Origin of the sequence: Brevibacillus gelatini (assembly GCF_050920745.1) — a bacterium.
GTDB lineage: Bacteria > Bacillota > Bacilli > Brevibacillales > Brevibacillaceae > Brevibacillus > Brevibacillus gelatini.
In genome coordinates this window covers 3,430,455-3,452,805 of sequence record NZ_CP154342.1, presented here as the reverse complement: position 1 = coordinate 3,452,805, position 22,351 = coordinate 3,430,455, and the positions used below count along the sequence as shown (strand labels likewise).

Annotated in this window: 15 protein-coding genes; 12 read left to right on the top strand and 3 right to left on the bottom strand. The window is 55.1% G+C overall.

What is annotated here, in order from left to right:
• Nucleotides 1-95: 95 nt before the first annotated feature.
• The 5 genes from AAFJ72_RS16645 to rbsK all read left to right on the top strand — a co-directional run bounded on the left by AAFJ72_RS16645 (nucleotide 96) and on the right by rbsK (nucleotide 11,152).
• Nucleotides 96-1,226 carry a saccharopine dehydrogenase family protein gene (locus AAFJ72_RS16645; RefSeq protein WP_122906817.1) on the top strand — a complete coding sequence of 377 codons (1,131 nt, stop codon included), beginning with the start codon at nucleotides 96-98 and terminating at the stop codon, nucleotides 1,224-1,226.
• Entirely contained in the window at nucleotides 1,223-3,559 is a 2,337-nt protein-coding gene (locus AAFJ72_RS16640; RefSeq protein ID WP_432774812.1) for a Gfo/Idh/MocA family oxidoreductase, read from the top strand. The genes AAFJ72_RS16645 and AAFJ72_RS16640 overlap by 4 nt, the downstream gene beginning before the upstream one ends.
• A 12-nt stretch (nucleotides 3,560-3,571) precedes the next feature.
• A complete protein-coding gene (locus tag AAFJ72_RS16635) occupies nucleotides 3,572-9,091 on the top strand; it encodes an amino acid adenylation domain-containing protein (RefSeq protein WP_432774811.1) in 5,520 nt (1,839 codons plus the stop codon).
• 271 nt (nucleotides 9,092-9,362) lie between these two features.
• Complete coding sequence (locus tag AAFJ72_RS16630) at nucleotides 9,363-10,043, top strand: immunity protein Imm33 domain-containing protein (protein ID WP_122906814.1); 681 nt, start codon at nucleotides 9,363-9,365, stop codon at nucleotides 10,041-10,043.
• A gap of 200 nt (nucleotides 10,044-10,243) precedes the next feature.
• Complete coding sequence (rbsK, locus tag AAFJ72_RS16625; protein ID WP_432774810.1) at nucleotides 10,244-11,152, top strand: ribokinase; 909 nt, start codon at nucleotides 10,244-10,246, stop codon at nucleotides 11,150-11,152.
• A gap of 99 nt (nucleotides 11,153-11,251) precedes the next feature.
• On the opposite strand, the gene AAFJ72_RS16620 is transcribed toward rbsK, so the two are convergent.
• Nucleotides 11,252-11,803, bottom strand: a complete 552-nt coding sequence (locus AAFJ72_RS16620; protein WP_432774809.1) for a PadR family transcriptional regulator — start codon at nucleotides 11,801-11,803, stop codon at nucleotides 11,252-11,254.
• A 263-nt stretch (nucleotides 11,804-12,066) separates the two neighbouring features.
• Here AAFJ72_RS16620 and AAFJ72_RS16615 point away from each other — a divergent pair, with 263 nt between their 5' ends.
• On the top strand, nucleotides 12,067-14,205 hold the full coding sequence (locus AAFJ72_RS16615; protein WP_432774808.1) for an AAA family ATPase: 2,139 nt from the start codon (nucleotides 12,067-12,069) through the stop codon (nucleotides 14,203-14,205).
• A gap of 162 nt (nucleotides 14,206-14,367) precedes the next feature.
• Here the strand turns inward: AAFJ72_RS16615 and AAFJ72_RS16610 are convergent, their stop codons facing one another.
• Together AAFJ72_RS16610 and AAFJ72_RS16605 are read right to left on the bottom strand one after the other, a co-directional pair.
• On the bottom strand, nucleotides 14,368-14,967 hold the full coding sequence (locus AAFJ72_RS16610; protein WP_122906810.1) for a YqaA family protein: 600 nt from the start codon (nucleotides 14,965-14,967) through the stop codon (nucleotides 14,368-14,370).
• Between the two features lie 111 nt (nucleotides 14,968-15,078).
• On the bottom strand, nucleotides 15,079-16,422 hold the full coding sequence (locus AAFJ72_RS16605; RefSeq protein ID WP_432774807.1) for a PLP-dependent aminotransferase family protein: 1,344 nt from the start codon (nucleotides 16,420-16,422) through the stop codon (nucleotides 15,079-15,081).
• A 132-nt stretch (nucleotides 16,423-16,554) separates the two neighbouring features.
• On the opposite strand from AAFJ72_RS16605, the gene AAFJ72_RS16600 reads away from it, so the two are divergent.
• The 6 genes from AAFJ72_RS16600 (at nucleotide 16,555) to AAFJ72_RS16575 (ending at nucleotide 22,348) form a co-directional block, all read left to right on the top strand.
• Nucleotides 16,555-17,499, top strand: a complete 945-nt coding sequence (locus tag AAFJ72_RS16600) for a DMT family transporter (protein ID WP_432774806.1) — start codon at nucleotides 16,555-16,557, stop codon at nucleotides 17,497-17,499.
• Nucleotides 17,500-17,654: 155 nt separating this feature from the next.
• Nucleotides 17,655-18,641 (top strand): ABC transporter ATP-binding protein, encoded by a 987-nt coding sequence (locus AAFJ72_RS16595; protein ID WP_432774805.1) that lies wholly within the window; start codon nucleotides 17,655-17,657, stop codon nucleotides 18,639-18,641.
• Nucleotides 18,635-19,489 (top strand): ABC transporter permease, encoded by an 855-nt coding sequence (locus AAFJ72_RS16590; RefSeq protein ID WP_122906411.1) that lies wholly within the window; start codon nucleotides 18,635-18,637, stop codon nucleotides 19,487-19,489. The genes AAFJ72_RS16595 and AAFJ72_RS16590 overlap by 7 nt, the downstream gene beginning before the upstream one ends.
• On the top strand, nucleotides 19,486-20,283 hold the full coding sequence (locus AAFJ72_RS16585; RefSeq protein ID WP_432774804.1) for an ABC transporter permease: 798 nt from the start codon (nucleotides 19,486-19,488) through the stop codon (nucleotides 20,281-20,283). Before AAFJ72_RS16590 ends, AAFJ72_RS16585 begins: the two co-directional genes overlap by 4 nt.
• A 46-nt stretch (nucleotides 20,284-20,329) precedes the next feature.
• On the top strand, nucleotides 20,330-21,382 hold the full coding sequence (locus AAFJ72_RS16580) for an ABC transporter substrate-binding protein (RefSeq protein WP_122906413.1): 1,053 nt from the start codon (nucleotides 20,330-20,332) through the stop codon (nucleotides 21,380-21,382).
• A 138-nt stretch (nucleotides 21,383-21,520) separates the two neighbouring features.
• Nucleotides 21,521-22,348 (top strand): alpha/beta fold hydrolase, encoded by an 828-nt coding sequence (locus AAFJ72_RS16575; protein ID WP_122906414.1) that lies wholly within the window; start codon nucleotides 21,521-21,523, stop codon nucleotides 22,346-22,348.
• Nucleotides 22,349-22,351: the final 3 nt, after the last annotated feature.

Genomic DNA, 22,351 nt, shown 5'->3' with positions numbered 1-22,351 from the left:
GCAGGCTGCGTACTTGGGCGCACTCGCAATAAAGGCGCAGCCTTGGCTTTCGCCAAAAAGCGGATGCGAGAAACGGCAGGAGAGGGAGAGAACACGTGGAGATAAAAACAGTCGGCATTCTCGGAACGACCGGAGTGGTAGGCGGAGCTGCGTTGCAGACGATTCTTGCATCGACCGGACATCGGCTTTTGCTCGGCGGGAGAAATCCCGGGAAGCTTCGCGAACAGCTCGCGGGCAGCGAGGGCAGAGGCGACTGGCTGCAGGTAGATGTGTTCGATGCAGCGCAACTGGCTGATTTTTGCAGCCGCTGCGATATCGTCATCAACTGCGCTGGCCCTGCCAAGCAGGTAATGGACAAAGTGGCCGTGGCGTGCCTGGAAAAAGGGGTTCCGTACGTCGATGTATCTGGCGACGAACACCTGTATCGGCTGCTGCTCAAAAGAAAAGCAGAGATCGAGGCAAAAGGACTGACCTTCATCATCTCGGCAGGGGTTTACCCTGGCTTGTCGGAAGTTTTTCCCGCCTATATTGCGGAGAAAGAGCTGGACCGCATCGAGCAGCTGGAGCTGTTTTTTGCGGGCCAGGGCGGATTTTCCTTGAATGCAGCCTACGATATCGTCTGCAGCATTGAGGAAGATACAGGCTGGGGAATGAGCTATTGCAAAGAGGGAGCCGTGCAAAAAATAGATGGGCCGTTCCACCGCAGCTACACGCTGCCGCAGCCGGCAGGCAAGCGGGACACGTATCCGGTAATCACCGAGGAGTTTTGCCAGATGGCGAAGCAGCACAGCATCCCGGTCGCCTATTTTTACAACAGCTACCAGCACAGCGGCATTCTGAACCAGTTTGTAATGATTAAGGCACTCCAGCAGTACAAGACCGAGGAACAAAAACGGCTCTCCGCTGAAATGCTGCTGAAGCAGTTCGAGACGAAGCAGCCAGGTGTGGAGGACTTTACGATGTTCCATCTGAATGCGACCGGACTGCGCGCCGGAGCGAGCGTGCGGCTTTCCTCGACACTGCTGTATCGGGGGGACTGGAACCGTCTGTCCGGTATGATCGCGGCGAAGGTTGCCCACTTGCTAACAGAAGGACACGGCAGCAAGCCGGGCTGCCACTTTGTGGCGGAAGGCGTATCGGCGACGGCGCTGATCGAGGCGCTGCGCGAACAGACGATGGAGCTTACGCAAGAAGTGAGCGAACAAAAAGGGGGAGGTGGCCTATGACAGAGACTCGCAAGCTGCGCACCGTCGTATGCGGTTCCCGCTTCGGTCAGTTTTATCTGGAAGCTGTCCGGGCACTGCCGGAACAATTTGAACTTGTCGGTTTGCTGGCAAAGGGCAGCGAACGCTCCAAGCAATGCGCAGAGCGGTTCGGGGTTCCGCTGTATACAGACGTGGCAGAGCTTCCCGACGATATTGATTTGGCCTGCGTTGTCCTGCGCTCGACCGTGATGGGCGGACAAGGGACGAAGCTGGCTTTGGAGCTGCTTGGCCGCGGCATTCATGTCATTTCCGAGCAGCCGATCCATCACAAGGATTTGGCGGCGTGCCTGAAGCAAGCCCGGCAGCGCGGGGTTCATTTCATGACAGGTGATTTGTACGTACACTTGCCTGCTGTGCGGCGATTTGTCGCATGCGCCAGGGAACTGCTCGCCAAGCAGCCGGCCTTGTACATCGACGCCGCGTGCGCTACGCAGGTGTCGTACCCGCTGATGCATATTCTGCAAGAAGCTTTGCCGACGATTCGTCCGTGGAAAATCAGCCATATCATCAAGGATGAGGGGCCGTTTCAGGTGCTGGTGGGTCAGCTCGGAAAAATTCCGATTACGCTTCGCGCGCATAACGAGGTCGACCCGGACGATCCGGACAATCACCTGCATTTGCTGCACCAAATTACGATTGGCGTAGCGGGAGGCAGCTTGTCGCTTACTGATACACACGGCCCGGTCGTCTGGCGGCCGCGTCTGCATGTGCCTGATTTGCCGGACATTCACGGGATGCTCGCGGCTGATCCGCCAGCTTACATGCTGGAGAGCAGTACGGAGGTGCTTGGCGGAAGCGAGACAGCGAGCTACCGCAACATCCTCGCGAAGCAATGGCCGCAGGCGATTGGCCGCGATCTGTCCACGATGCGCGACATGATTCACGGTACGCTGGACAGGGCCGCTGTCGACGTGCGCGCGCAGCAGGAGCTGCTTTGCTCGCGGCAATGGCAAGACTGGACGCAGGCATTGGGCTATCCGGTGCTACGGACGAACGGACAACATCAGCCGGTTCCGCTGGAAGTGCTCAGACAAGCAGCCACGAGCATTCCTGATGAGTTTGCGGAAGCAGATGAGCCGACAGCCGAGACGGGAGAAGCAAGCCGCGATGTGTTTGCTTGCGCGGAAGCAGCCGAAAGCGAGCTGGGCGGGATTGATGCGAAAATCGTGCAGGCGGGCGTAGAGCGTCTCGACCAGGCTTCGCTCGCTTCCATGCTGTTTGTGCTGCAAACAAAAGGAGCGCTGGCTGATCCACAGCAGAAGTACAGCGAGGCGGACATTTTTTCGCTGGCACAAGTCGCTCCCCGGCATGAGCCAGTCATCCTGCGCTGGCTGAAAAAGTTGACGGAACGCGGCTATCTCGTACAGCAAGATGGTACATATCAATGCGCACAACAGATGACAACAGAAGAGGTGGAGCGCCGCTGGGCATTGGCAAAAGAGGCCTGGAGCGGAAAGCTTGGCTCTCCGCTCGTCATTGATTACCTGAAAAACAATGCAGATCGGCTCGCGGGGCTGATGAACGATACCGAGCAGGCCGCGCTGCTCTTGTTCCCGGAAGGGCGGATGAACGTGGCAAACGCGCTCTATCGCGAGACGCTCATTGCCAAATATTTGAACAAATCTGTGGCAGAGGCAGTCAGCCGGATCGCAGCGGACAAGCGAACGCTGCGCATTCTTGAGGTAGGAGCAGGGACAGGAGCCACGACAGATGGCGTTGTAGCAAGGCTGCGCCCGGCGGTTGCAAAAGGCTTGCAGGCCGAATATTTGTACACGGACGTGTCGCACTTTTTCCTCGCCTCCGCGCGCGAGCGGTTCAAAGATTGCCCGTGGATGAGTTTTGGAGTCGTCGACATCGACCAAAATTTGTTCAGCCAGGGATTGAAGCCGGCAAGCGTAGATATCGTGATCGCGGCAGGCATGCTCAACAATGCCCGTGACACGGATGAGGTCATTTGTGGTCTTCTCGAATGTCTGGTTCCAGGAGGCTGGATGCTCATCACGGAGCCGACCAGGGAGTTTACGGAGATGCTCATCTCGCAGGCGTTCATGATGACGCCGCCTGTGGACGACCGAAGTAAGACGCAATCGACCTTCATGACCGTTTCCCAATGGCTCGATGTGTTTGCCCGCGCAGGTGTTGGAGAGCTTGCGGTGCTGCCCAAGGACAATCATCCGCTGGCGCTGCTCGAGCAGAAGCTGTTTGTCATCCAAAAAGGCCAGGAAGCTGTGCAGAGCGGGAAGGATGCCGATGTAGCCCGCAGCCGCAACGATCTGGTCAAGCTGACCAATTAGGAGTGTATGCATATGTCCCAAAACCTCAAGATCAGTAGCATCGAGCTTTTGACTCGGCTTCGCCAGGAAGGTGTTTCCTTGTGGGAAGAGGGGGGAAACCTGCGATATAAAGCGCCAAAAGGCAGTCTGGCTCCTGAAGATTTGCAGTCGCTGCGCGAGCAAAAGGCAGAGATCGTGGCTCTTTTGCGCCAAGAGGCGCAGCCTGTCGTGGTCGTGCCCGACCCGGACGCCCGCTTTGCTCCTTTTCCGCTGACAGATGTGCAGTCCGCTTACCTGCTGGGACGCTATGAGCTGTTTGGCTACGGCGGTGTGGCATGCCACATATACCTGGAGCTGGACTACCCTGAGCTGGACCCGGTACGGACAGAGGAAGCGTGGAATCAGTTGATTGCCCGTCACGACATGCTGCGGGCGACGATTGATTCCGACGGACAGCAGCGCGTTATGGAAACCGTGCCGCGGCTTGCAGTGCCCTACACGGACACGAGCGAACTGGATGCGGCAAAAGCCGAGGCTGTGCTGGAAACCATTCGCGAGGACATGGGCCACCGCATGTACGATACGGCCCAATGGCCGCTGTTCGGGATTGCCGTGACCAAGACAGCAGACCGTGCTGTGCTGCACGTCTCCATGGAGTTTCTGATCGCGGACTGGGCGAGCATTTGGCTGCTTCTGGGTGAATTTGAGGCGCTCTACAAAGAGCCGAACAAAGAGCTGCCGAAGCTGCCGATTACGTTCCGCGATTACGTGCTGGCCGAACGCAGCTTGCGCGAGACGGCTGCTTATTCCCGCGACAAGGCCTACTGGCAGTCGCGAATCGACGATTTGCCGCAAGCACCAGATCTGCCGCTTGCCCGGACAGAAGCCGACAGTGGGCCAGCACGGTTCCGTCGACAGTTCATCCGCTTAAATCCGGCAGAGTGGGAGCTGTTCAAGCAACGGGCGCAGAAGCGCGGGCTGACGCCAACGGCTGCGGTCATGACCGCTTTTGCCGCCGTGATCGAGCGCTGGAGCCAAAACAGCGCGTTTTGCCTGAACTTGACCCTGTTGAATCGCCAGCCGCTGCATGAGCGTGTGCATGATATCGTCGGTGACTTTACCTCCGTCAATTTGCTGGCGGTAGACTGGGGGGCCGAGCGATCCTTCCAGGGTCGGGCCAAGGCAATCCAGAAGCAGTTGTTCGAAGATTTGGACCATCGGCTTTATTCCGGTGTCGAGGTCATGCGCGAGATGGCGCGCAGGCGCGGGCGCGAAGCTGCTTTGATGCCGATTGTGTTTACCAGTGCGATCGGGCTGGTTCAGCCGACCGAAGGCGGACGCCTTTCCGGAAAAATCTCCGGACACGGCATCAGCCAGACGCCGCAAGTGTTTATCGATTGCCAGGCGATGGACAGCGCGGAAGGCTTGCAGGTCAACTGGGATGTGCGCGAGGGCGTCTTCCCTGAAAAAGTGGTCGACGATATGTTTGCGGCCTTTTCGGATTTGCTGCACGCTCTGGTAGACGACGAGCAGGTGTGGACAGAAGGCAGCGAGATTGCCCTGCCGCTCTGGCAGCAGAAGGAGCGCGAGCAAATCAATGACACCAAAGCGCCTTTGCCTGACTACTGCCTGCATCAGCCAATCGTGGCGCAAGCAATGGCGACGCCGGATCGTCCGGCTGTGATCGACAGCGAGGGTCAGCTCACGTATGCGGAGCTGGTGAAACGAGCTGCGGCAGTGGCCGGAGAGCTGAAGCAGCTCGGATGCCGCGAGCAGGATCGCGTGGCAATCGCGATGGAAAAATGCGCCCATCAGGTCACGGCAGTGCTGGGTACGCTGTTTGCCGGGGCGGTTTACGTGCCGATTGATCCCAAGCAGCCGCTTCCGAGGAGGCTGGCGATGGTGGAGCAGGCAGACATCCGCTATGTGTTGAGCTTGTCGACAGTGGCAGCCGAGTGGCCAGAGGGAGTGCAGATCGTGGCTGTCGATCAGGTCGTGCCGCAGCAGACGCCGTTAATTTTGCCTGACCAAAATCCCGACTTGCCAGCCTACATCATCTATACGTCCGGTTCTACTGGACAGCCAAAAGGTGTTGTCGTTAGCCACCGCGCCGCTGCCAACACGATTGCCGACATCAACCGTCGCTTTGCCATCAATGAAAACGACAAGGTGCTTGGGCTTGCCCAGCTCAGCTTTGACTTGTCCGTCTACGACATTTTCGGTCCGCTGGCGGTTGGCGGAGCGCTCGTTCTCCCGCAGGTCGACCGACAGACAGACCCATCCCATTGGGTCGAGCTGGTGCTTACCCACGAGATTACGGTATGGGATTCGGTTCCGGCGATGATGCAGATGCTCGTCACCTATTTGGACGGTATTCCAGAGGTATGCTTGTCCAGCTTGCGTCTGGCGCTGCTCTCGGGCGACTGGATTCCTTTGACGCTGCCCGATCAGATGACAAAACGTCTGCCGTTTGCCCAGACGGTCAGCATGGGTGGGGCCACGGAAGCGGCAATTTGGTCCATTTACCATCTATACAAAGGACTTATGCCAAACTGGTGCAGCATTCCGTACGGACGTCCGCTTGCCAACCAGGGCTTCCGGGTACTCGACTCGCAAATGCGTGATTGCCCCGTGTGGGTAACGGGCGAGCTGTACATTACCGGACACGGTCTGGCTCAAGGGTACGTGGGCGATGAAAAGCTGTCTGCCGAGCGCTTTTTCCTGCATCCGACAGATGGACAGCGACTTTATCGCACCGGAGATTTGGGCCGATACACGCCGGGTGGTGAGATCGAGTTTTTGGGCCGCGAAGACAATCAGGTCAAAGTTCGCGGACACCGCATCGAACTGGGGGAAATCGAATCAGCGCTGCTCAAGCATCCGGCAGTAGCCGCAGCAGGCGTCGTACTGGACGGGTCGAGCGATGAGCCAGTTTTGCTCGGGATCGCGGAGTTGGCCCGTAAAAAAGAACGTAACCGCACAGCTGAAGCAGCTGAATTTGCACAACTGACAAACGGTATCGGCGAGACAGCCGGGGAGATTGCCTCACACATTAGCGCCCGGCAAATCGAAGAAGCGATGGCCAGCCTTGATCGGGCCGTGCTCCATTCAATGCTGCGCGCGCTGCAAACGCTTGGATTTTTCGCAAAAGGAAAGGCGCATTCGCTGGAAGATTTGCTGCAAGCAGATAGCATCCTGCCAAAATACCACTGGCTGGCGCGACGCTGGGTGGCGAAGCTCGCCGAAGCGGGGATGCTGCTCAAGCAGGCGAATGGGCAGTACGAAAGCGGGCTTGTCGCAGACGACGAGCTAGTCCGCAATTACTGGACAGAAGCCGAGACGATTTGGACGAACATGCTGGGGACATCAGGCTTTACGGCATACGTCCGCAAAAACGCCGAAAAGCTGCCAGAACTGCTCGGCGGCCAGGAAGATCCGGTAGCGCTTCTGTTCCCGGAAGGCAAATTCGACCATGTCCATACGCTGTATATCGAGCATATTATGGCGAACTATCTGAACAAATGCATGTGCCTGCTCCTGCAGCGAATCGCCGAAAAGCATGGAAACAAGCCGCTGCGCATTTTGGAGGTCGGTGCCGGAACCGGAGCGACGACAGGACACGTCCTCAAGGCGCTCGAAGGCCACCAGATTGAATACGTCTTTACCGATGTGGCTCCGTTCTTCATTCCGGGAGCCAAACAGCGCTTTGCCCAATATTCGCACGTAAGCTTCGGCGTCTTTGACGTCGACCAGGACTACCGTGCCCAAGGCTTTGCGCCGAACAGCTTCGATGTCGTGCTGGCAGCCGGGGTACTGGAAAATGCCCGCGACATCCCGGCGAGCATGCGCAGGTTGCGGGAGCTGATTCGTCCGGGGGGCTGGTTCGTCTTCACCGAGCCGACGATTGAGCATCTGTGGATTTTGGCCTCGCAGGCGTTCATGATGATGGAGCCAGGAGACGAGTTGCGTCTGGAGACGTCTTATCTGGATCGCCACGATTGGCTGCGTCAGCTTCAGGAAGAAGAAAATGAACCGCTATTGCTGCTGCCGCAAGAGGACGACAAGCTGACCGCGCTCGGGTTCCATCTGTTTGCCAAACGGATGAAGCAAGATCGCCTGGCAGTGGAAGCGGCAGAGCTGGAAGAATTTTTGGCCGGATTGGTTCCTGCGTACATGCTGCCTCAGCATTTGCAGGTAGTCGATGCGCTTCCGCTGACCGGAAATGGCAAAATAGATCGGCGCACCCTGGCACAATGGCGTCCTGCAGCAAATGGGACACAGGTGACGGCAGCTGTGGTCGAAGAAGAGCTGGACCCGCTGGAAGCACAGCTTGCCCAGATGTGGGCGGAGGCGCTCGGTCTCGTGGCTATCGGCAAATTGCAAAGCTTTTACGAACATGGGGCCGACTCGCTCATCATGGCGCAGGTGGCAGGAAAGCTGCGCGACAAGCTGGCAGAAGATCCGGAACTCGAAGCAATTCCATTTGACGCCCTGCTGCGGCAAATGCTGAACTACCCGACTATCGCCGAGTTGGCTGACTTCATCCGCTCGCGCAGACAAGTTACAAAGAGCGAGAGCGAAGCGACGACATGGCCTGGCAAGCAGGATGGCGCAAGCAATGCCGTGCTGATTCCGTACGGCAGCGCTCAGGAGGGCCCGCTCCGCGTCGTGTTCCACGCCGTCTTGGGTACAATGGACATCTTCCGGCCTCTGCTTGCCCGCCTGCAAGCCCAGAAAGTGGGCAGCATCGTAGGTGTAGCCATTGCTGATATGGAAAAATACTGCTCCCTGGAGCCGTCCGAGCTGATCGAGACTGTAGCGGATGACTACGCTGAGTGCCTGATGGCAGGTGGTCACAGGGAAGTGCAGTTGATCGGGTATTCACTGGGTGGACTGATTGCCGTGGAGGTCGCCAGACGACTGATGGAGCGCGGCATTCACATCGTGGACCTCGCCCTGATCGACATTCCGCCGATTTTCACCGAGGTGGACGACGATGTGCTCGTTGAAACGCTGTTTGTGCCGAATTTGAACATTACGCTTGCACAGGCGGGCTTCGGTGAGGTCGATGAAAAAGATTTGGCGCGCGGCGTCATGCAGCTCGTCGAAAAGCATGGGGCGTGCATTCCGCAAGGAGCTGCTGTAACCATTGGCGGAGACGCGGGGCTGGATCGAGTCGGAGAGCTGTTCCGCAACATGGCAGCTGTCAGCAAGCGGGAGCGCTTCGCGGCGTATGTCAACGCCAAAGCCAAGGCAACCGGGGAGCAAATGCCGATCGAGATGGCGGAAGGCTTGTGCCAGGTGTTCCGCCAAAGCTTCAAGGCCGCTCGTTATACGCCGCTGCCGTACATGGGCGACATCCGCTTCCTTTTGGCGACCGAGCCGTTTTTGTTCCTGCCGCGCACCGATGATACGACTCTTGCGTTCTGGCAGGATGTGTGCCTGGGCGAGCTGGAAGTGACGACAATCGAAGGAAACCACTTCAGTTGCATGATCGAGCCTAATGTGAGCAAGCTGGCGCAACTGCTGGCAGCGCCGTTTAAGTCAAAATAAAAAGATGGCCATTACCGTAATGGGAAAACGCGAATGTGTATGGAGAGGGATGACGTAAGAGGGAGCGCATCCCTCTTCTTTTTTTACGGCAGGGCAGACGATACCGGGTAGTATTTCCCATGCTTCGCTCTCTGGGGAAAAAGCTGCATTGTCTTGGCATCCATGTACCCTATTACCAACGAGTCTAACGTATTTGGCCCCAGCAACGATTTTGCCAGCCAAATCGAGCGTATTTGCAAGCCCAATCGGCGTATAAGAAAGGATGTTACCGATGAGCAACAGCACCTCCCCACCACAAGGGCAGTTTCCCCTCTGTCAACGTACCAAGCAAATCAGCAACAAAATCTTCGTCGTGACTTGCCGGGAGTTTCTGGCGGAGCAGGCCGACTTTTTGCTCGATCTGTTTGCGGATGTGGAGCATGAGAACGGGCCACTGCGAAACGGTGCGAAAATCCAAGTAGGCTGGACGATTTTGATTGTAAAGGAACGCGAAGGGCACGAAGGCCAGATGGAAATTGTCGCACCGGACTATGACACGAATCCGTTTACAGAAACAAACCGCGACCTGTCCGTGTCGCTCTATATCCAGATGGCGCAAAACCACTGCCTGCAAACGTTGCAACTGACAGGAGAAGCTGCGCTGTTCCAGGACAAGATCGTGGTGGCCAAAGGGGCACTTGAAGAGGAACATGTCTATTTGCAGCGCGCCGAACAAAGGGAAGCAGGCGACTCCGGCTGGTATCTCGGGCCTGTGCGGGGCGAGGTGGACAGCGACGGGCTGGAATCGTACTACATTTTCCAACTGCTAAAGCACCGTCCGTCTCTTTTGCAGGCGCTGGCACTGCCGCGCGGCTACATCGCTGTGTTCAGAGGCGACCAGATTGAAGCGGTGCTGGACGAGCATGATGAGAACGTCTGGCCGACGTTGCACGAGCAGCGCTCAGGTGAATAGGAGCTGCTGAAAACGCTGATAAGCGATCTGGGGCCTTTGTTGAAGGCAGTTCATGGTGATGGTATCATGGGTGGGAAAAAGCGAGTGCGAAGAGACAGGCCAGTACAATTTAACGAGTGAATGTTTGCCCAACAACAAATTGACAAAAAACAAATCTGAAAAAAATGACACTGACAAAGAACAGGGAGGAGGCAGCAATTGTGAAAATCACAGTAGTAGGCAGCCTCAACATGGATCTCGTCTCCCACGTCCACCATTTGCCCAAGGCAGGTGAAACGATTTTGAGCCATGACTTCCGGCTGATCCCAGGCGGCAAAGGGGCCAATCAGGCGGTTGCCGCTGCGCGTCTGGGCGCACACGTTTCCATGATCGGGATGGTCGGCGAGGACGAGTACGGCAGCAAGCTGCTGAACAGCCTGACAGAGGCGCACGTTCACGTGGAAGGAATCAAGCGCTCGGGGACGACGGGAATGGCTTTTATTAATGTGAGCGACGACGGGGAGAACAACATTGTGCTCGTCCCGGGAGCCAATGCGCAAATGAGCGTAGAGCACATCGAAGAGAACCTGACCATCCTCGAAGAGAGCGACGTCGTGCTGCTGCAACTGGAAATTCCGCTTCCCGTAGTGGAATACACCGTGAAAAAGGTATCCGGACTGGGCAAGCTGGTCATTTTGAACCCGGCTCCGGCTCCGGCGCAGGCGCTTTCACCCGAGCTGCTGCAGCACGCCCACACCTTGACGCCAAACGAGACAGAGCTTGCGAGCTTGAGCGGCATGCCGACTGCAACGCTTTCAGAAGCGGAGACGGCGGCGAAAAAGCTCTTGGCAAGCGGGCCGAAGCGGGTTATCGTGACGCTGGGTGAAAAAGGCGCTCTGCTCGTGACGGCAGAAGGCGCTACACACGTGCCTGCCTGCCGGGTGGAGCCTGTGGATACGACGGCGGCCGGCGATTCGTTTACGGCTGCTTTTGCCGTCGGGATCGCAAAGGGGATGGCGGAAGAGGAAGCGGCGGCATTCGCCAGCAAAGTAGCGGCGATTGTCGTGACCAGACGCGGGGCACAGCCGTCCCTGCCGACGCTTGCAGAAGTAGAGGCATATACGTTTTAGACGACTGCAGATTCCGGCAGGCCAAACGAAAAAGCAAACGGTTTTTGGACAACGGTTCCAAAGACTCGTTTGCTTTTTTGCTTTTCGTTGTTCGTTATTCTATTCGCCCTTTTTGAGCAACTCCAGAACCCACTCGCACCAGGTGATGTCCTCTCTCATGCGCCGCGCTCCCCACGAGAGCAAAAGGTAATCGCCAAACGACGGATGATCCGGGTGGTCGGGAGGATGGGCATGGTCGACAGCATCTGCCTTGTATTCCTGGATGTAGTGCTCGTACATGTCCAAATTCTCGCGGCATTGCTGGATGCGTTCAACAAACAAGGCTGCTGCCGCTTTTCTATCTGCAAGACCAAGGCAGTACGTTTTCAGCACCAGTTCGTCCCGGACGACAGGCTCGGCTGCCGGCTCACTGAGCCAGACTTGCAGCGCGATCTGTCCTTTTTCCGTAATCGAATACACTTTTTTGTCCGGACGATCTGTCTGGTGGATGCGAGTGAACTCCAGATAGCCCTCCTGTTCCAGCTTGGCCAGCAACGGGTAAATCTGGCTGTGTTTGGCCTGCCAAAATGGTTGCAGCTTGAGCATCAGATCATAGCCAGAGCTGGGTGTGCGGGCGACCAGCCCCAGGAGTCCATACGCGAGTGTGTTCAAGTGAGAAGCCCCCTGACTTTTACGAATATCAAGATCATTATAGGAAGGGTTCTTCGGCGAGGCAATAGCGAACCTGCGTCCTGCATAGCTTTTCCCAAACGTATGTGCAAAATCCAAGCAAACCCACTTGAAAGTCAAAGAAGGTCAAACTATAATAAAGTCATCGAAGGTCAGAGAAGGTCAAACAACAATGGAACCTTCCAGGAATCAAAACGTGCACGTCTACATTCCAAAATAAATAAACATTTTGGGGGTATGAAAACATGCAATGCGAAATCTGCAAACAACGTCAAGCAACGGTTTCTGTTCATATCCAAATACAAAACAACCGGCAAGCCTACCAACTCTGCAAGGAGTGCCACGCCAAGCTGGGCAGCAAGTTGGGGATCGGCATGAACATGGGCTTCACGCCATTTTCCTCGTTCTCCGGTCTGGACGAGTTTCTGCAAGGCTTCGCCCAGGCGCAAGCGAAGGGCGGCAAGCCGAAAGCGCAAGAGCCGCAGGCACCGGACCGCGGCGGCATTCTCGACGAGCTGGGCCGCAATTTGAACGATGCGGCGCGCGCCGGGCTGATCGATCCGGTGATCGGGCGCGACCAGGAAATCGAGCGCGTCATCGAGATCTTGAACCGCCGCAACAAAAACAACCCGGTTCTGATCGGGGAGCCGGGAGTAGGGAAGACGGCGATTGCGGAAGGACTGGCGCTGCGCATTACCGAAGGGCAAGTGCCCGCCAAGCTGAAAAACAAGCAGGTGTACGTGCTGGATGTCGCTTCGCTGGTAGCGGGCACAGGAATTCGCGGGCAATTCGAGGAAAAAATGAAGCAAGTCATCGCCGAACTGCAAGCGCGTAAAAACGTCATTTTGTTCGTCGATGAGATTCACCTGCTGGTAGGCGCCGGCTCCGCAGAAGGCTCCATGGATGCAGGCAACATTCTCAAGCCTGCCCTGGCCCGCGGCGAGTTGCAGTTGATCGGGGCAACCACATTGAAAGAGTACCGCATCATTGAAAAAGACGCTGCACTGGAGCGCCGCCTGCAGCCTGTCATGGTCAAAGAGCCGACAGTGGAAGCCGCCATCGAAATCCTGCAAGGGCTGCGTCCGAAGTACGAGGCGTTCCACCAGGTATCCTACTCCGACGACGTAATCCGCGCTTGCGTGGAATATTCGCACCGCTACATTCAGGACCGTTTCCTCCCGGACAAGGCAATTGACCTGATGGATGAAGCGGGCTCGCGCCTGAACCTGCGTTCGTCCGGGGCAGACACCGCCCAGCTGCATGAGCGGCTCGCACAAATCAACCAGGAGAAAAAAGCTGCGACTGAACAGGAAAACTACGAGCAAGCGGCCCGTCTGCGCGACGAGGAAGCCGAAATTCTCGCCAAGCTCGATCAGCTGGATGGAGCGGCCAATCGCGCGCAAGTCGAAGTGGCAGACATTCAGGAGATGATTGAGCAAAAGACAGGCATTCCGGTCCGCAAGCTGCAAAGCGACGAGCAAGAGCGGATGAAAAACCTGGCGGCACGTCTCGAAGCCAAAGTGATCGGCCAGTCAGAGGCGGTCACACAGGTTGCCAAGGCGATTCGCCGCAGCCGCGCCGGATTGAAGCCGAAAAACAGACCGATTGCTTCTTTCCTGTTCGTCGGGCCGACTGGCGTAGGGAAAACCGAGCTGTCCAAGGCACTTGCGGAGGAACTGTTCGGCACCCGCGACTCGATGATTCGTCTCGACATGAGCGAGTACATGGAGAAGCATTCCGTCTCCAAGCTGATCGGTTCGCCTCCAGGCTATGTGGGCCACGAGGAAGCAGGGCAGTTGACCGAGCGCGTGCGCCGCAACCCGTACAGCATCATTTTGCTGGATGAGATTGAAAAAGCGCATCCCGACGTCATGCACATGTTCCTGCAAATTTTGGAGGACGGTCGCTTAACCGACAGCCAGGGCCGCACCGTGAACTTCAAGGAAACCGTCATCATCGCGACGAGCAACGCGGGTGCGACCGAACGCAAAATCTCCGTCGGCTTCGGAGCAGAGTCGCCTAAGCCTGGCACTGTGCTCGACTCGCTTGGCGCGTACTTCAAGCCGGAATTTTTGAACCGTTTCGACTCGATCATTTCCTTTGCTCATCTGGAAAAACAAGATTTGGTCAAAATTGTCGAGCTGCTGCTGCAAGATGTGGTGGCGAATCTGCAAGAGCAAGGCATGGAGCTTGCCGTCACCGATGCAGCCAAGGAAAAGCTGGCGGAGCTGGGCTACAACCCTGCATTCGGGGCGCGTCCACTGCGTCGTGTCATTTCGCAGTATGTAGAGGACGGCATCGCCGATCTGGTGATGGAGGAAGCGGATGTGCGCGCTATCGTGGTCGATGTCGAGGAAGGCGACATCCGTGTAAAAAAAGCATAAGGACCCGCAGGATCGCAGGTCCAAAACATGAGAAGGGGCTGTCTCAAACGTCGAAAACTCGACTTCGAGACGCCCCTTTTGTCTGTCAGAAACGTTGATAGAGCCATGTTTCTGCTTGTGAAACTGCCCTTTTTCGGACAGTCCCTTTCGCTTGGGCAAGCCTTACTCATTGCCCGTTTGCTTGTTTACCGTATGCAGCATCTGCCTTTTAGCCCGGATTTTTCGCACCAGAAGTCCGATCAAAAGAATCGGAATCATGAGCAAAAACACGTACAGGGAGACGTGACCGACCATGTTTTCCGCCATCCGCCCGTAAAAATAAAACAGGAAGCCGACGACGTAAAATTTGACAGCCCTCCCGATGGCTGCGTAGCCAATCAGCTTCCAGAGCGGATAGTTCAGGCAGCCGGACAAAATCGTAAACACTTTAAACGGAATCGGCGTAAACGAGCCGACAAAAATGGCGACTTCCCCGCGTTTTTGGAACAGCTCTGTCGCCGAATCAATCCACTCTTTTTTGAGCAGTTTGTACAAGACGGAGTGGCCCAGGAACCTGCCGAGATAGTAGCCGACCGGTGTTCCAAGCAGACAGGCGATATATCCTGCCGTAGCAATCCATAAAGCAGAGGATGGATCGATCAGGCTAAGTGATACCTGCAGAAAGAACACGGGAATGGGGAAGATGATGGCGTCTGCAAAAGAATGGATGACGACTCCCCAAATGCCGTATTCCATCAAAAAATCTAAAACGTTCTGAACCATTTCATTCTCCTTTATCCATCTCTCAAAATCCGCCTGCCGTAAGCGAAAAAATGGGTAGAGTCATGTTGCAAACCGCCAGTGAAGCTCGCGTCGGATTTTTGCCTTTCTTCATTATAACCGCATCGCATGCAATATCGCCATCAACTGATGAATTCCTTTTTCCAGCACTTCTTCTTTAACGTTGGATACGTTTAGCTTCAATATGTTTTCTTTAGGAAAATCAGGAAGATAATGCTGGTCAATTGCTTCCAGCAGGATCGAACGCTTTTTTGACTGCTGGATGAGACGGGAAACAGGAATCCGCTGATCGAGGACAAGATGCGTGTGAATTCCCGGATACGGTAACGGTTGAAACGTAAACAAAGCGTCCGGGCGCGAGGCATGCGCGACCAGAGCGTCGGTCAGCAGTTTCGACCTTTGCTGGTACGATTGGCGTATTTTTTGCCGATGCCGCTCAAACATTCCACTTTTTAAATAAATTTCCAACGCGGCCTGGGAGAGCATGGAACTGTCGATGTCGTGAAGGCCCTTGTACGCAAGAAATGTCTCGCAGAGCGCATCGGGAACGACAGCTGCGCCCAGGCGCAAGCCGGGAAAAATGATTTTGGAATAGCTTTTCAAATAAATCGTGCGGCCGAAGCGGTCGTAGGCGAACAGCGGGTCTGCCTTGCTGTCATGCTCCAGATCCGCCATATGGTCGTCTTCCACAACGTAAACGTCGTATTGCTGCGCCAACTCGACAATCTGCTGTTTTTCCTTGCGGCTGTACGTCGTTCCAAGCGGGTTGTGGAAGCGCGGCATCGTGTAAAAAAATTTGATTTTTTCGGTCCGAAAGATTAGCTCCAGCTGGTCCAGATCAATTCCTTGAGCCGTTCGCCGGATGCCTTTTACCGGAAGCTTGTGCAACTGCATATATTTGATAAGCAGGTGATAGCTCGGCTGCTCGATCAGCACGGTTTCCCGGCCGTTCGGAAACGGGATCGTACACAAGATGGACAGCGCCTGCTGAACGCCTGCCGTGATGAACATGTTCGCAGGCTTGGCAAACACCTGATGGTTCGCGAGGTGCCTGGCGATCACGGGGATCAGCGTCGGCAAGCCTTTGGGAGTGCCGTACAAAAACAAATCGTTGCGGTACGTCTCAATCGCTTTATTGATACAGTGCTGGAAGTCGAGATAGGGAAACACGTCCGGATCAGGGGCAGAGGTGGCAAAGTCGATGATGTCTGAATCCTTTTGCGTGGCTTCCAGCTCTTTTTTCACGACGTAGAAGCCGCTGCGGTCTACCGAGTAGATGAGGTGGCGCTTTTCCAATTCGTTCAAAGCAGAAATGACAGTGCTTTTGCTGCATTGATACCGGGCAGACAGCTTGCGGATGGAGGGCAGCTTGTCTCCGTCCCGGAGGTTTGCGATCAGCGACTCCAGTTCATTTTGCAACTGCAAGTATTTGTGCATAAAATCCCTCCCCGGCGGTGAATTTTGTATCGGTACAGATCGGCTTTTTTTGCATTGTAGCACGATTGGCACCGCTTTACTATGAAAGCAAAGATAAACAGTTGCATATGCAACGATAGAGGAGAGATTTGTTTGAAAGATCAACCAAAAGCGATACTGGCAGCTCTGCTGAATGCCCTGATTATCGGCCTGTCTTTTCTTTTTGTCAAAATGGCGCTCACGGCAGCAAGTCCGTTTGATACGGTGGCGCATCGTTTTACCGTGGCGTTTGTCACAGCTTCGATTCCGCTTGTGTTCGGCTGGATTCGCTTGTCGATCAAGCCGCGGGAAATGTTGGCCATTCTGCCGCTTGCCTTACTCTACCCGGTGTTCTTTTTCGGACTGCAAACGTTCGGGCTGGTCTACACGACATCGTCGGAGGCGGGCATTATTACGGCAACAGTGCCGATCTTTACCATGATAATGGCCGCCTTCTTCCTGAAAGAGACGTCGACCTGGCTGCAAAAGCTGTCCACACTCCTGTCTGTCGCGGGTGTCGTGTTCATTTTCGCGATGAAAGGAGCAGGGACCTGGACGGGCGACAGCGTCGGGGCGGTTTTGATCCTGCTGTCGGCGCTTTCGATGGCCGGATACGGCGTGCTCGCCAAGAAGATGACAAAAGCCTTCCATTATATAGACGTAACATATATGGTTTCGGTTATCGGTTTTGTATCATTTAATGTGCTGGCTTTGATCCAGCACGGCTCGGAGGGGACGCTGTCCGCCTTTTTCGAGCCATTCACCCAGCCAACGTTCGTCATCGCCATTTTGTACCTGGGAATCCTATCCTCGCTGGTGACGTCATTCATGACCAATTTTGCCCTCTCGAAAATGGAAGCGTCAAAATTAAGTGTATTCAGCAACCTGTCTACAATCGTGACGATTGCGGCTGGCGCGTTTTTCCTGCAGGAACAGATCGCCTACTACCATTTGCTCGGTGCCCTCATGATTATTTTGGGAGTCATCGGGACCAACTTTTTAGGGAAAAAACAGCGTGCAGCACAGGTTGGGCAACCGCCAAAATCGCTTTCGCGGTAGTAGGCTGCCTGACAGGTAACGGAGCAGAGAAGAGTGGTTCTGCTCCGTTTTGTTATTGTCCGGTTTTTTCTGTTGAAACTGTTTACAAAAACCAGCTAACACGATATAGTTACCTAGATTGCTATGAGTTTAATGACATATGGTGAGATGACGGAATGAAAACGATTATTCATCTGGACTCAATTGAAAAAAGCTTTCACGGTTCCATTGTTGTCCCCTCCTTTTCTCTCTCCATTGAAGAAGGGGAGTTTTTGACGTTGCTCGGCCCGAGCGGCTGTGGCAAGACGACGCTTTTGCGAATGATTGCCGGATTTGAGGAGCCGACCTCCGGGGAGATTTTTCTCGACGGAAAGCCACTCACCCATGTGCCGCCTTACCAACGGGACATGAACATGGTGTTCCAGCAGTACGCCTTGTTTCCGCACATGACGGTCGAGCAAAACATTTTATTTGGATTGAAAATGAAAAAGGTAAGTGCAGCCGAGCAGAAGAAGCGGCTGGAGGAAGTGCTGCAGTACGTGCAGTTGACCGAGCTGCGGAAGCGGACGCCAAAGCAGCTTTCTGGCGGACAGCAGCAGCGGGTAGCGATTGCCCGGGCAATTATCAACAATCCGCGCGTCCTGTTGTTGGACGAGCCGCTTGGCGCCTTGGACTACCAGCTGCGCAAAAGCTTGCAGCTTGAACTGAAAAACCTGCAAAAAAATCTCGGGATTACGTTCATCTACGTCACCCATGACCAGGAAGAAGCGATGGCGATGTCCGACCGGATCGCGGTCATGAACAAGGGACGGATCGAGCAGATTGCTTCCCCGGCAGAGATTTACAACCACCCGCAAACGCTGTTTGTCGCAACGTTTATCGGAGAAAACAACATTTTCCGCGAAAACGGCACGAATACGGCGGTCCGTCCGGAAAAGATCAAGCTGTATCAGCCGCAGACGGAGCCTGAGAAGCACAGGAAGCAGGGAACGATTACCGATGCGGTATTCCTTGGCAACCTGCGCAAAGTGTATATTCGCCTGGATGGCCAGGACATGACAGTGATGGCGCATCAGTATGCGGGCGACGGTCTGGACTGGAAGGTGGGAGATCGGGTCGCTCTTGGTTGGGCGCAGACGGACGAGGTGATCCTGACTTGTTGAACAAAAAGCCGGTAAAACTGCTCGCCGTCCCCGCCCTTCTGTGGTTGGGCTTGCTTTTCGTCCTGCCGATGTTGCTGATTGCGCTCTTGTCCTTTTTTAAAAGAGGCACATACGGGCAAGTTGTCTACGAGTTTACGCTGAACAACTACATTCGCATCTGGGACCCGCTGTACGGGCAAATTTTCGGAGACACGCTGGTGGTGGCCATCCTGACGACGCTTTTGTCCATCGTCTGCGGCTATCCGCTCGCGTACTACATCTCCCGCCTGGAAAAGTCTTCGCAGCAAATCTGGCTGCTTCTGGTGATGATTCCGTTCTGGATCAACTTCCTCGTTCGGTCCTACGCCTGGGTTATCATCCTGCGCTCGCAAGGGGTCGTCAATACGATCTTGCAGTCGCTCGGGCTGATTACAGAGCCGTTGCCGCTGCTTTACAATTCCGGCTCGGTGCTGCTCGGCATGGTGTACACGCTGTTGCCGTTCATGGTGCTGCCGATTTACGTGTCGCTGGAGCAGATGGACCGCCGCAAGCTGGAGGCTGCGTACGACCTTGGGGCGACTCCGTGGAAAGCGTTCTGGCATGTGACCTTGCCGATGACCAAAACAGGTGTCGTCACCGGATCGATTCTCGTGTTTGTTTCCTCCATCGGGATGTTCGTCGTCCCGGATGTGATGGGCGGGGCAAAGTCGGCCCTGATCGGAAACGTCATCCAGAACCAGTTCCTTTCGGCGCGTGACTGGCCGTTTGGTTCGGCGCTGTCCATTGTGCTGATGCTTCTGTCGATGCTTCTTATCCTTCTCTACTTCCGCGCGGTCAAAGCGGGCGAAGCGAAGGAGGGAGCAGCATGAAAACATGGCGCAGACATACGCTGACCGGCTACTCCTGGCTGATGCTCGTCTTTTTGTACTTGCCGATCTCGATTCTCATGCTCTACTCGTTCAATGATTCGCGGATCAATGCGACGTGGAGCGGCTTCACCTGGAAGTGGTACGTGTCGCTGTTTGACAACCGACAGGTGATGCAGGCCTTGATGAACAGCCTGTCGATCGGCGTTATCAGCAGCGTGCTGGCGACCGTTCTCGGCACGGCTGCATCGCTTGCCATCAAGCATTATTCCTTGCGCTGGCGCACGATTGTCAACGGGCTGATCTACTTGCCGATCGTCATTCCCGAGATCATGATGGGACTGGCCCTGTTGGTCTTGTTCAGCCAGGCGCACATCGAGCTTGGCAAATGGACCCTGATTATGGCACACGTCACATTTTCCATGCCGTACGTGATGGTCATTATCTCCGGCCGCCTCGCCGATATGGGCAAGGAACTGGAGGAGGCCGCACAGGATTTGGGCGCGACCCCGTGGCGGACGCTGCGCCATGTGACGCTGCCCTTGATTATGCCGGGAATCATCGCCGGATTTTTGATGTCGTTTACGCTATCGCTGGATGATTTCATTATTTCGTTCTTCGTGGCGGGTCCCAATTCGACCACTTTGCCGCTGTACATTTACGGTTTGGTGAAGCGAGGCGTGTCGCCGGAAGTCAATGCGCTTTCGACGCTGTTGATCGTAAGCACAGTGCTTTTGGTCATCATCGCCGAACTGTTCCGCCGCAAGGATTCCAAAAACGGTCAGATTCACTTTTAATCGACCAAAAAACATCAATTACTGATTTGGAGGTTGAGAAGAAAAAATGAAACGTTTCAAGTCCATGATGATCGGCGCCCTGACCGCCGTTCTCGCATTGACAGCAGTCGGCTGTTCATCGTCCGAGCAAGAACAGCAAGTATTGAACATCTACTCCTGGGCCGACAACTTCGACCCCGAGGTCATTAAAGATTTTGAGCAGAAGTACAACGTCAAGGTCAACTACGACATCTACGGCAGCAACGAGGAAATGCTGGCGAAAATCCAGGCGGGCGCATCGGGCTACGACCTGATCCAGCCGTCCGATTACATGGTCGCTACGATGATTCAGCTCGGCCTGTTGGAAGAGCTGAACAAAGAGAACATCCCGAACATGAAAAACATCGTGTCCACGTTCAAGACGCCGCCTTTTGACAAGGAAAACAAATACTCGCTCGTCTACACGTGGGGCATTACCGGGATTGCCTACAACAAGAAATATGTCAAGGAAGCCCCGACAAGCTGGAGCGATCTGTGGAACGAAGAGTACAAAGGCCGCGTCATCCTGCTGAACGACCCGCGTGAAGTCATGGGGATGGCCCTGATTAAAAACGGCTATTCCAACAGCACAACCAACAAGGAAGAGCTGGAAAAATCGTTTGCGGACCTGAAAAAAATGCTGCCGGGCGTCATGGCTTTTGATACGGACAACATCAAGCAAAAAATGATCGCGGAGGAAGCGTGGATCGGTACGGTCTGGTCCGGTGACGCGGCGATCATCAACGGTCAAAACCCGGATGTGGAGTACGTCATTCCAAAAGAGGGCGCGACGATCTGGGCAGACACACTGGCGATTCCAAAAGGAGCCAAGCACAAAGATTTGGCTGAGAAGTTCATCAACTACCTCATGGATCCCGAGGTCAGCGTGAAAAACTACGAATCGATCGGCTACAGCAACCCGAACGAGCAGGCATACTCCCTGCACAGCGAAGAATACCGCTCCAACAAGATGATCTTCCTGGACAAAGCAGACATTGATCGCGCCGAGTGGCTCGTCGATGTCGGCGATACGCTGCAAGAATACGACCGCTACTGGACAGAGATGAAGAGCGGCAGGTAACAAAGAAGACCGAGGCTGGGAGAATCCCGTCTCGGTTTTTTGTTACGAGCGTATGGCTAGCGAATGTTGTGCCTGTGTAAACATTAGCTTTACTAGCAAAATATGGAATAAGATAATGAAGGAAAGGGGGAGTAAAAAATGGGAATTGGACAAGCGGTCGACTCAGGCTTTATCGAAGCGAATGGAACACGGTTTTACTATGAAATGGCAGGCGAAGGTGAGCCGCTTCTGCTGATTCACGGGTTCAATCTGGACTGCAGGATGTGGGACGAGCAAGCAGCGGCTCTCGCGGAATCGTACAAGGTGATTCGTTTTGACCTTCGCGGCTTTGGCAAAACCCCGGCAACAACAGTGCCTTTTACGCTATACGATGATGTCCGTGCCGTATTGGATGGATTGGGCATCGAAAAAGCACATGTGGCAGGTCTTTCCTTTGGGGGAATGGCAGCCCAGGAGTTTGTCCTCGTTTACCCGAAAATGGTGAAGAGTCTGGTTTTGATCTCGTCGGGTTTGGTGGGACATCCAAAGAGTGAGCAGAGGGTGCGGGATGTAGAACAGTTTTCTCAACTACTGGAAGCGAAAAAGATAGAGGAAGCAGTGGAGCAATATACGCGGATGTGGTTTGACGGACCTGGCTGTGCGGCGGATCGCAAGCGGGCAAAAGCGCGTGAGCTGTATAAGACCATGAGTCGCAATGCCTTTTCCTTGCCTGAATACGGAGAAGGACTCGTTGTCCTTACCCCCTCACCACAAGAGCGTCTGGAGGAAATCAAGGCTCCTGCCTTAGTCATTGCAGGAGCGCGAGATTACGTCGACTTTTTGCAAATCGCTGACGAGCTGGCCGAGCGGATCGAGCGTGCGGAGAAGGTCATTTTGCCAGATTCCGCCCATATCCCGCCGATGGACGAGCCAGAGGCGGTAAACGAGCTCATTCTGCGTTTCCTCAAGCAGCATAGCGGCGAGTAACGT

What these genes read in the sequence shown, in the direction of transcription:
- AAFJ72_RS16575 (WP_122906414.1), top strand. Translation starts at nt 21,521, where the DNA reads ATGGGAATTGGACAAGCGGTCGACTCAGGCTTTATCGAAGCGAATGGA.
- AAFJ72_RS16605 (WP_432774807.1), bottom strand. Translation starts at nt 16,422, where the DNA reads ATGCACAAATACTTGCAGTTGCAAAATGAACTGGAGTCGCTGATCGCA.
- AAFJ72_RS16615 (WP_432774808.1), top strand. Translation starts at nt 12,067, where the DNA reads ATGCAATGCGAAATCTGCAAACAACGTCAAGCAACGGTTTCTGTTCAT.
- AAFJ72_RS16635 (WP_432774811.1), top strand. Translation starts at nt 3,572, where the DNA reads ATGTCCCAAAACCTCAAGATCAGTAGCATCGAGCTTTTGACTCGGCTT.
- AAFJ72_RS16630 (WP_122906814.1), top strand. Translation starts at nt 9,363, where the DNA reads ATGAGCAACAGCACCTCCCCACCACAAGGGCAGTTTCCCCTCTGTCAA.
- AAFJ72_RS16585 (WP_432774804.1), top strand. Translation starts at nt 19,486, where the DNA reads ATGAAAACATGGCGCAGACATACGCTGACCGGCTACTCCTGGCTGATG.
- AAFJ72_RS16610 (WP_122906810.1), bottom strand. Translation starts at nt 14,967, where the DNA reads ATGGTTCAGAACGTTTTAGATTTTTTGATGGAATACGGCATTTGGGGA.
- AAFJ72_RS16580 (WP_122906413.1), top strand. Translation starts at nt 20,330, where the DNA reads ATGAAACGTTTCAAGTCCATGATGATCGGCGCCCTGACCGCCGTTCTC.
- AAFJ72_RS16640 (WP_432774812.1), top strand. Translation starts at nt 1,223, where the DNA reads ATGACAGAGACTCGCAAGCTGCGCACCGTCGTATGCGGTTCCCGCTTC.
- AAFJ72_RS16595 (WP_432774805.1), top strand. Translation starts at nt 17,655, where the DNA reads ATGAAAACGATTATTCATCTGGACTCAATTGAAAAAAGCTTTCACGGT.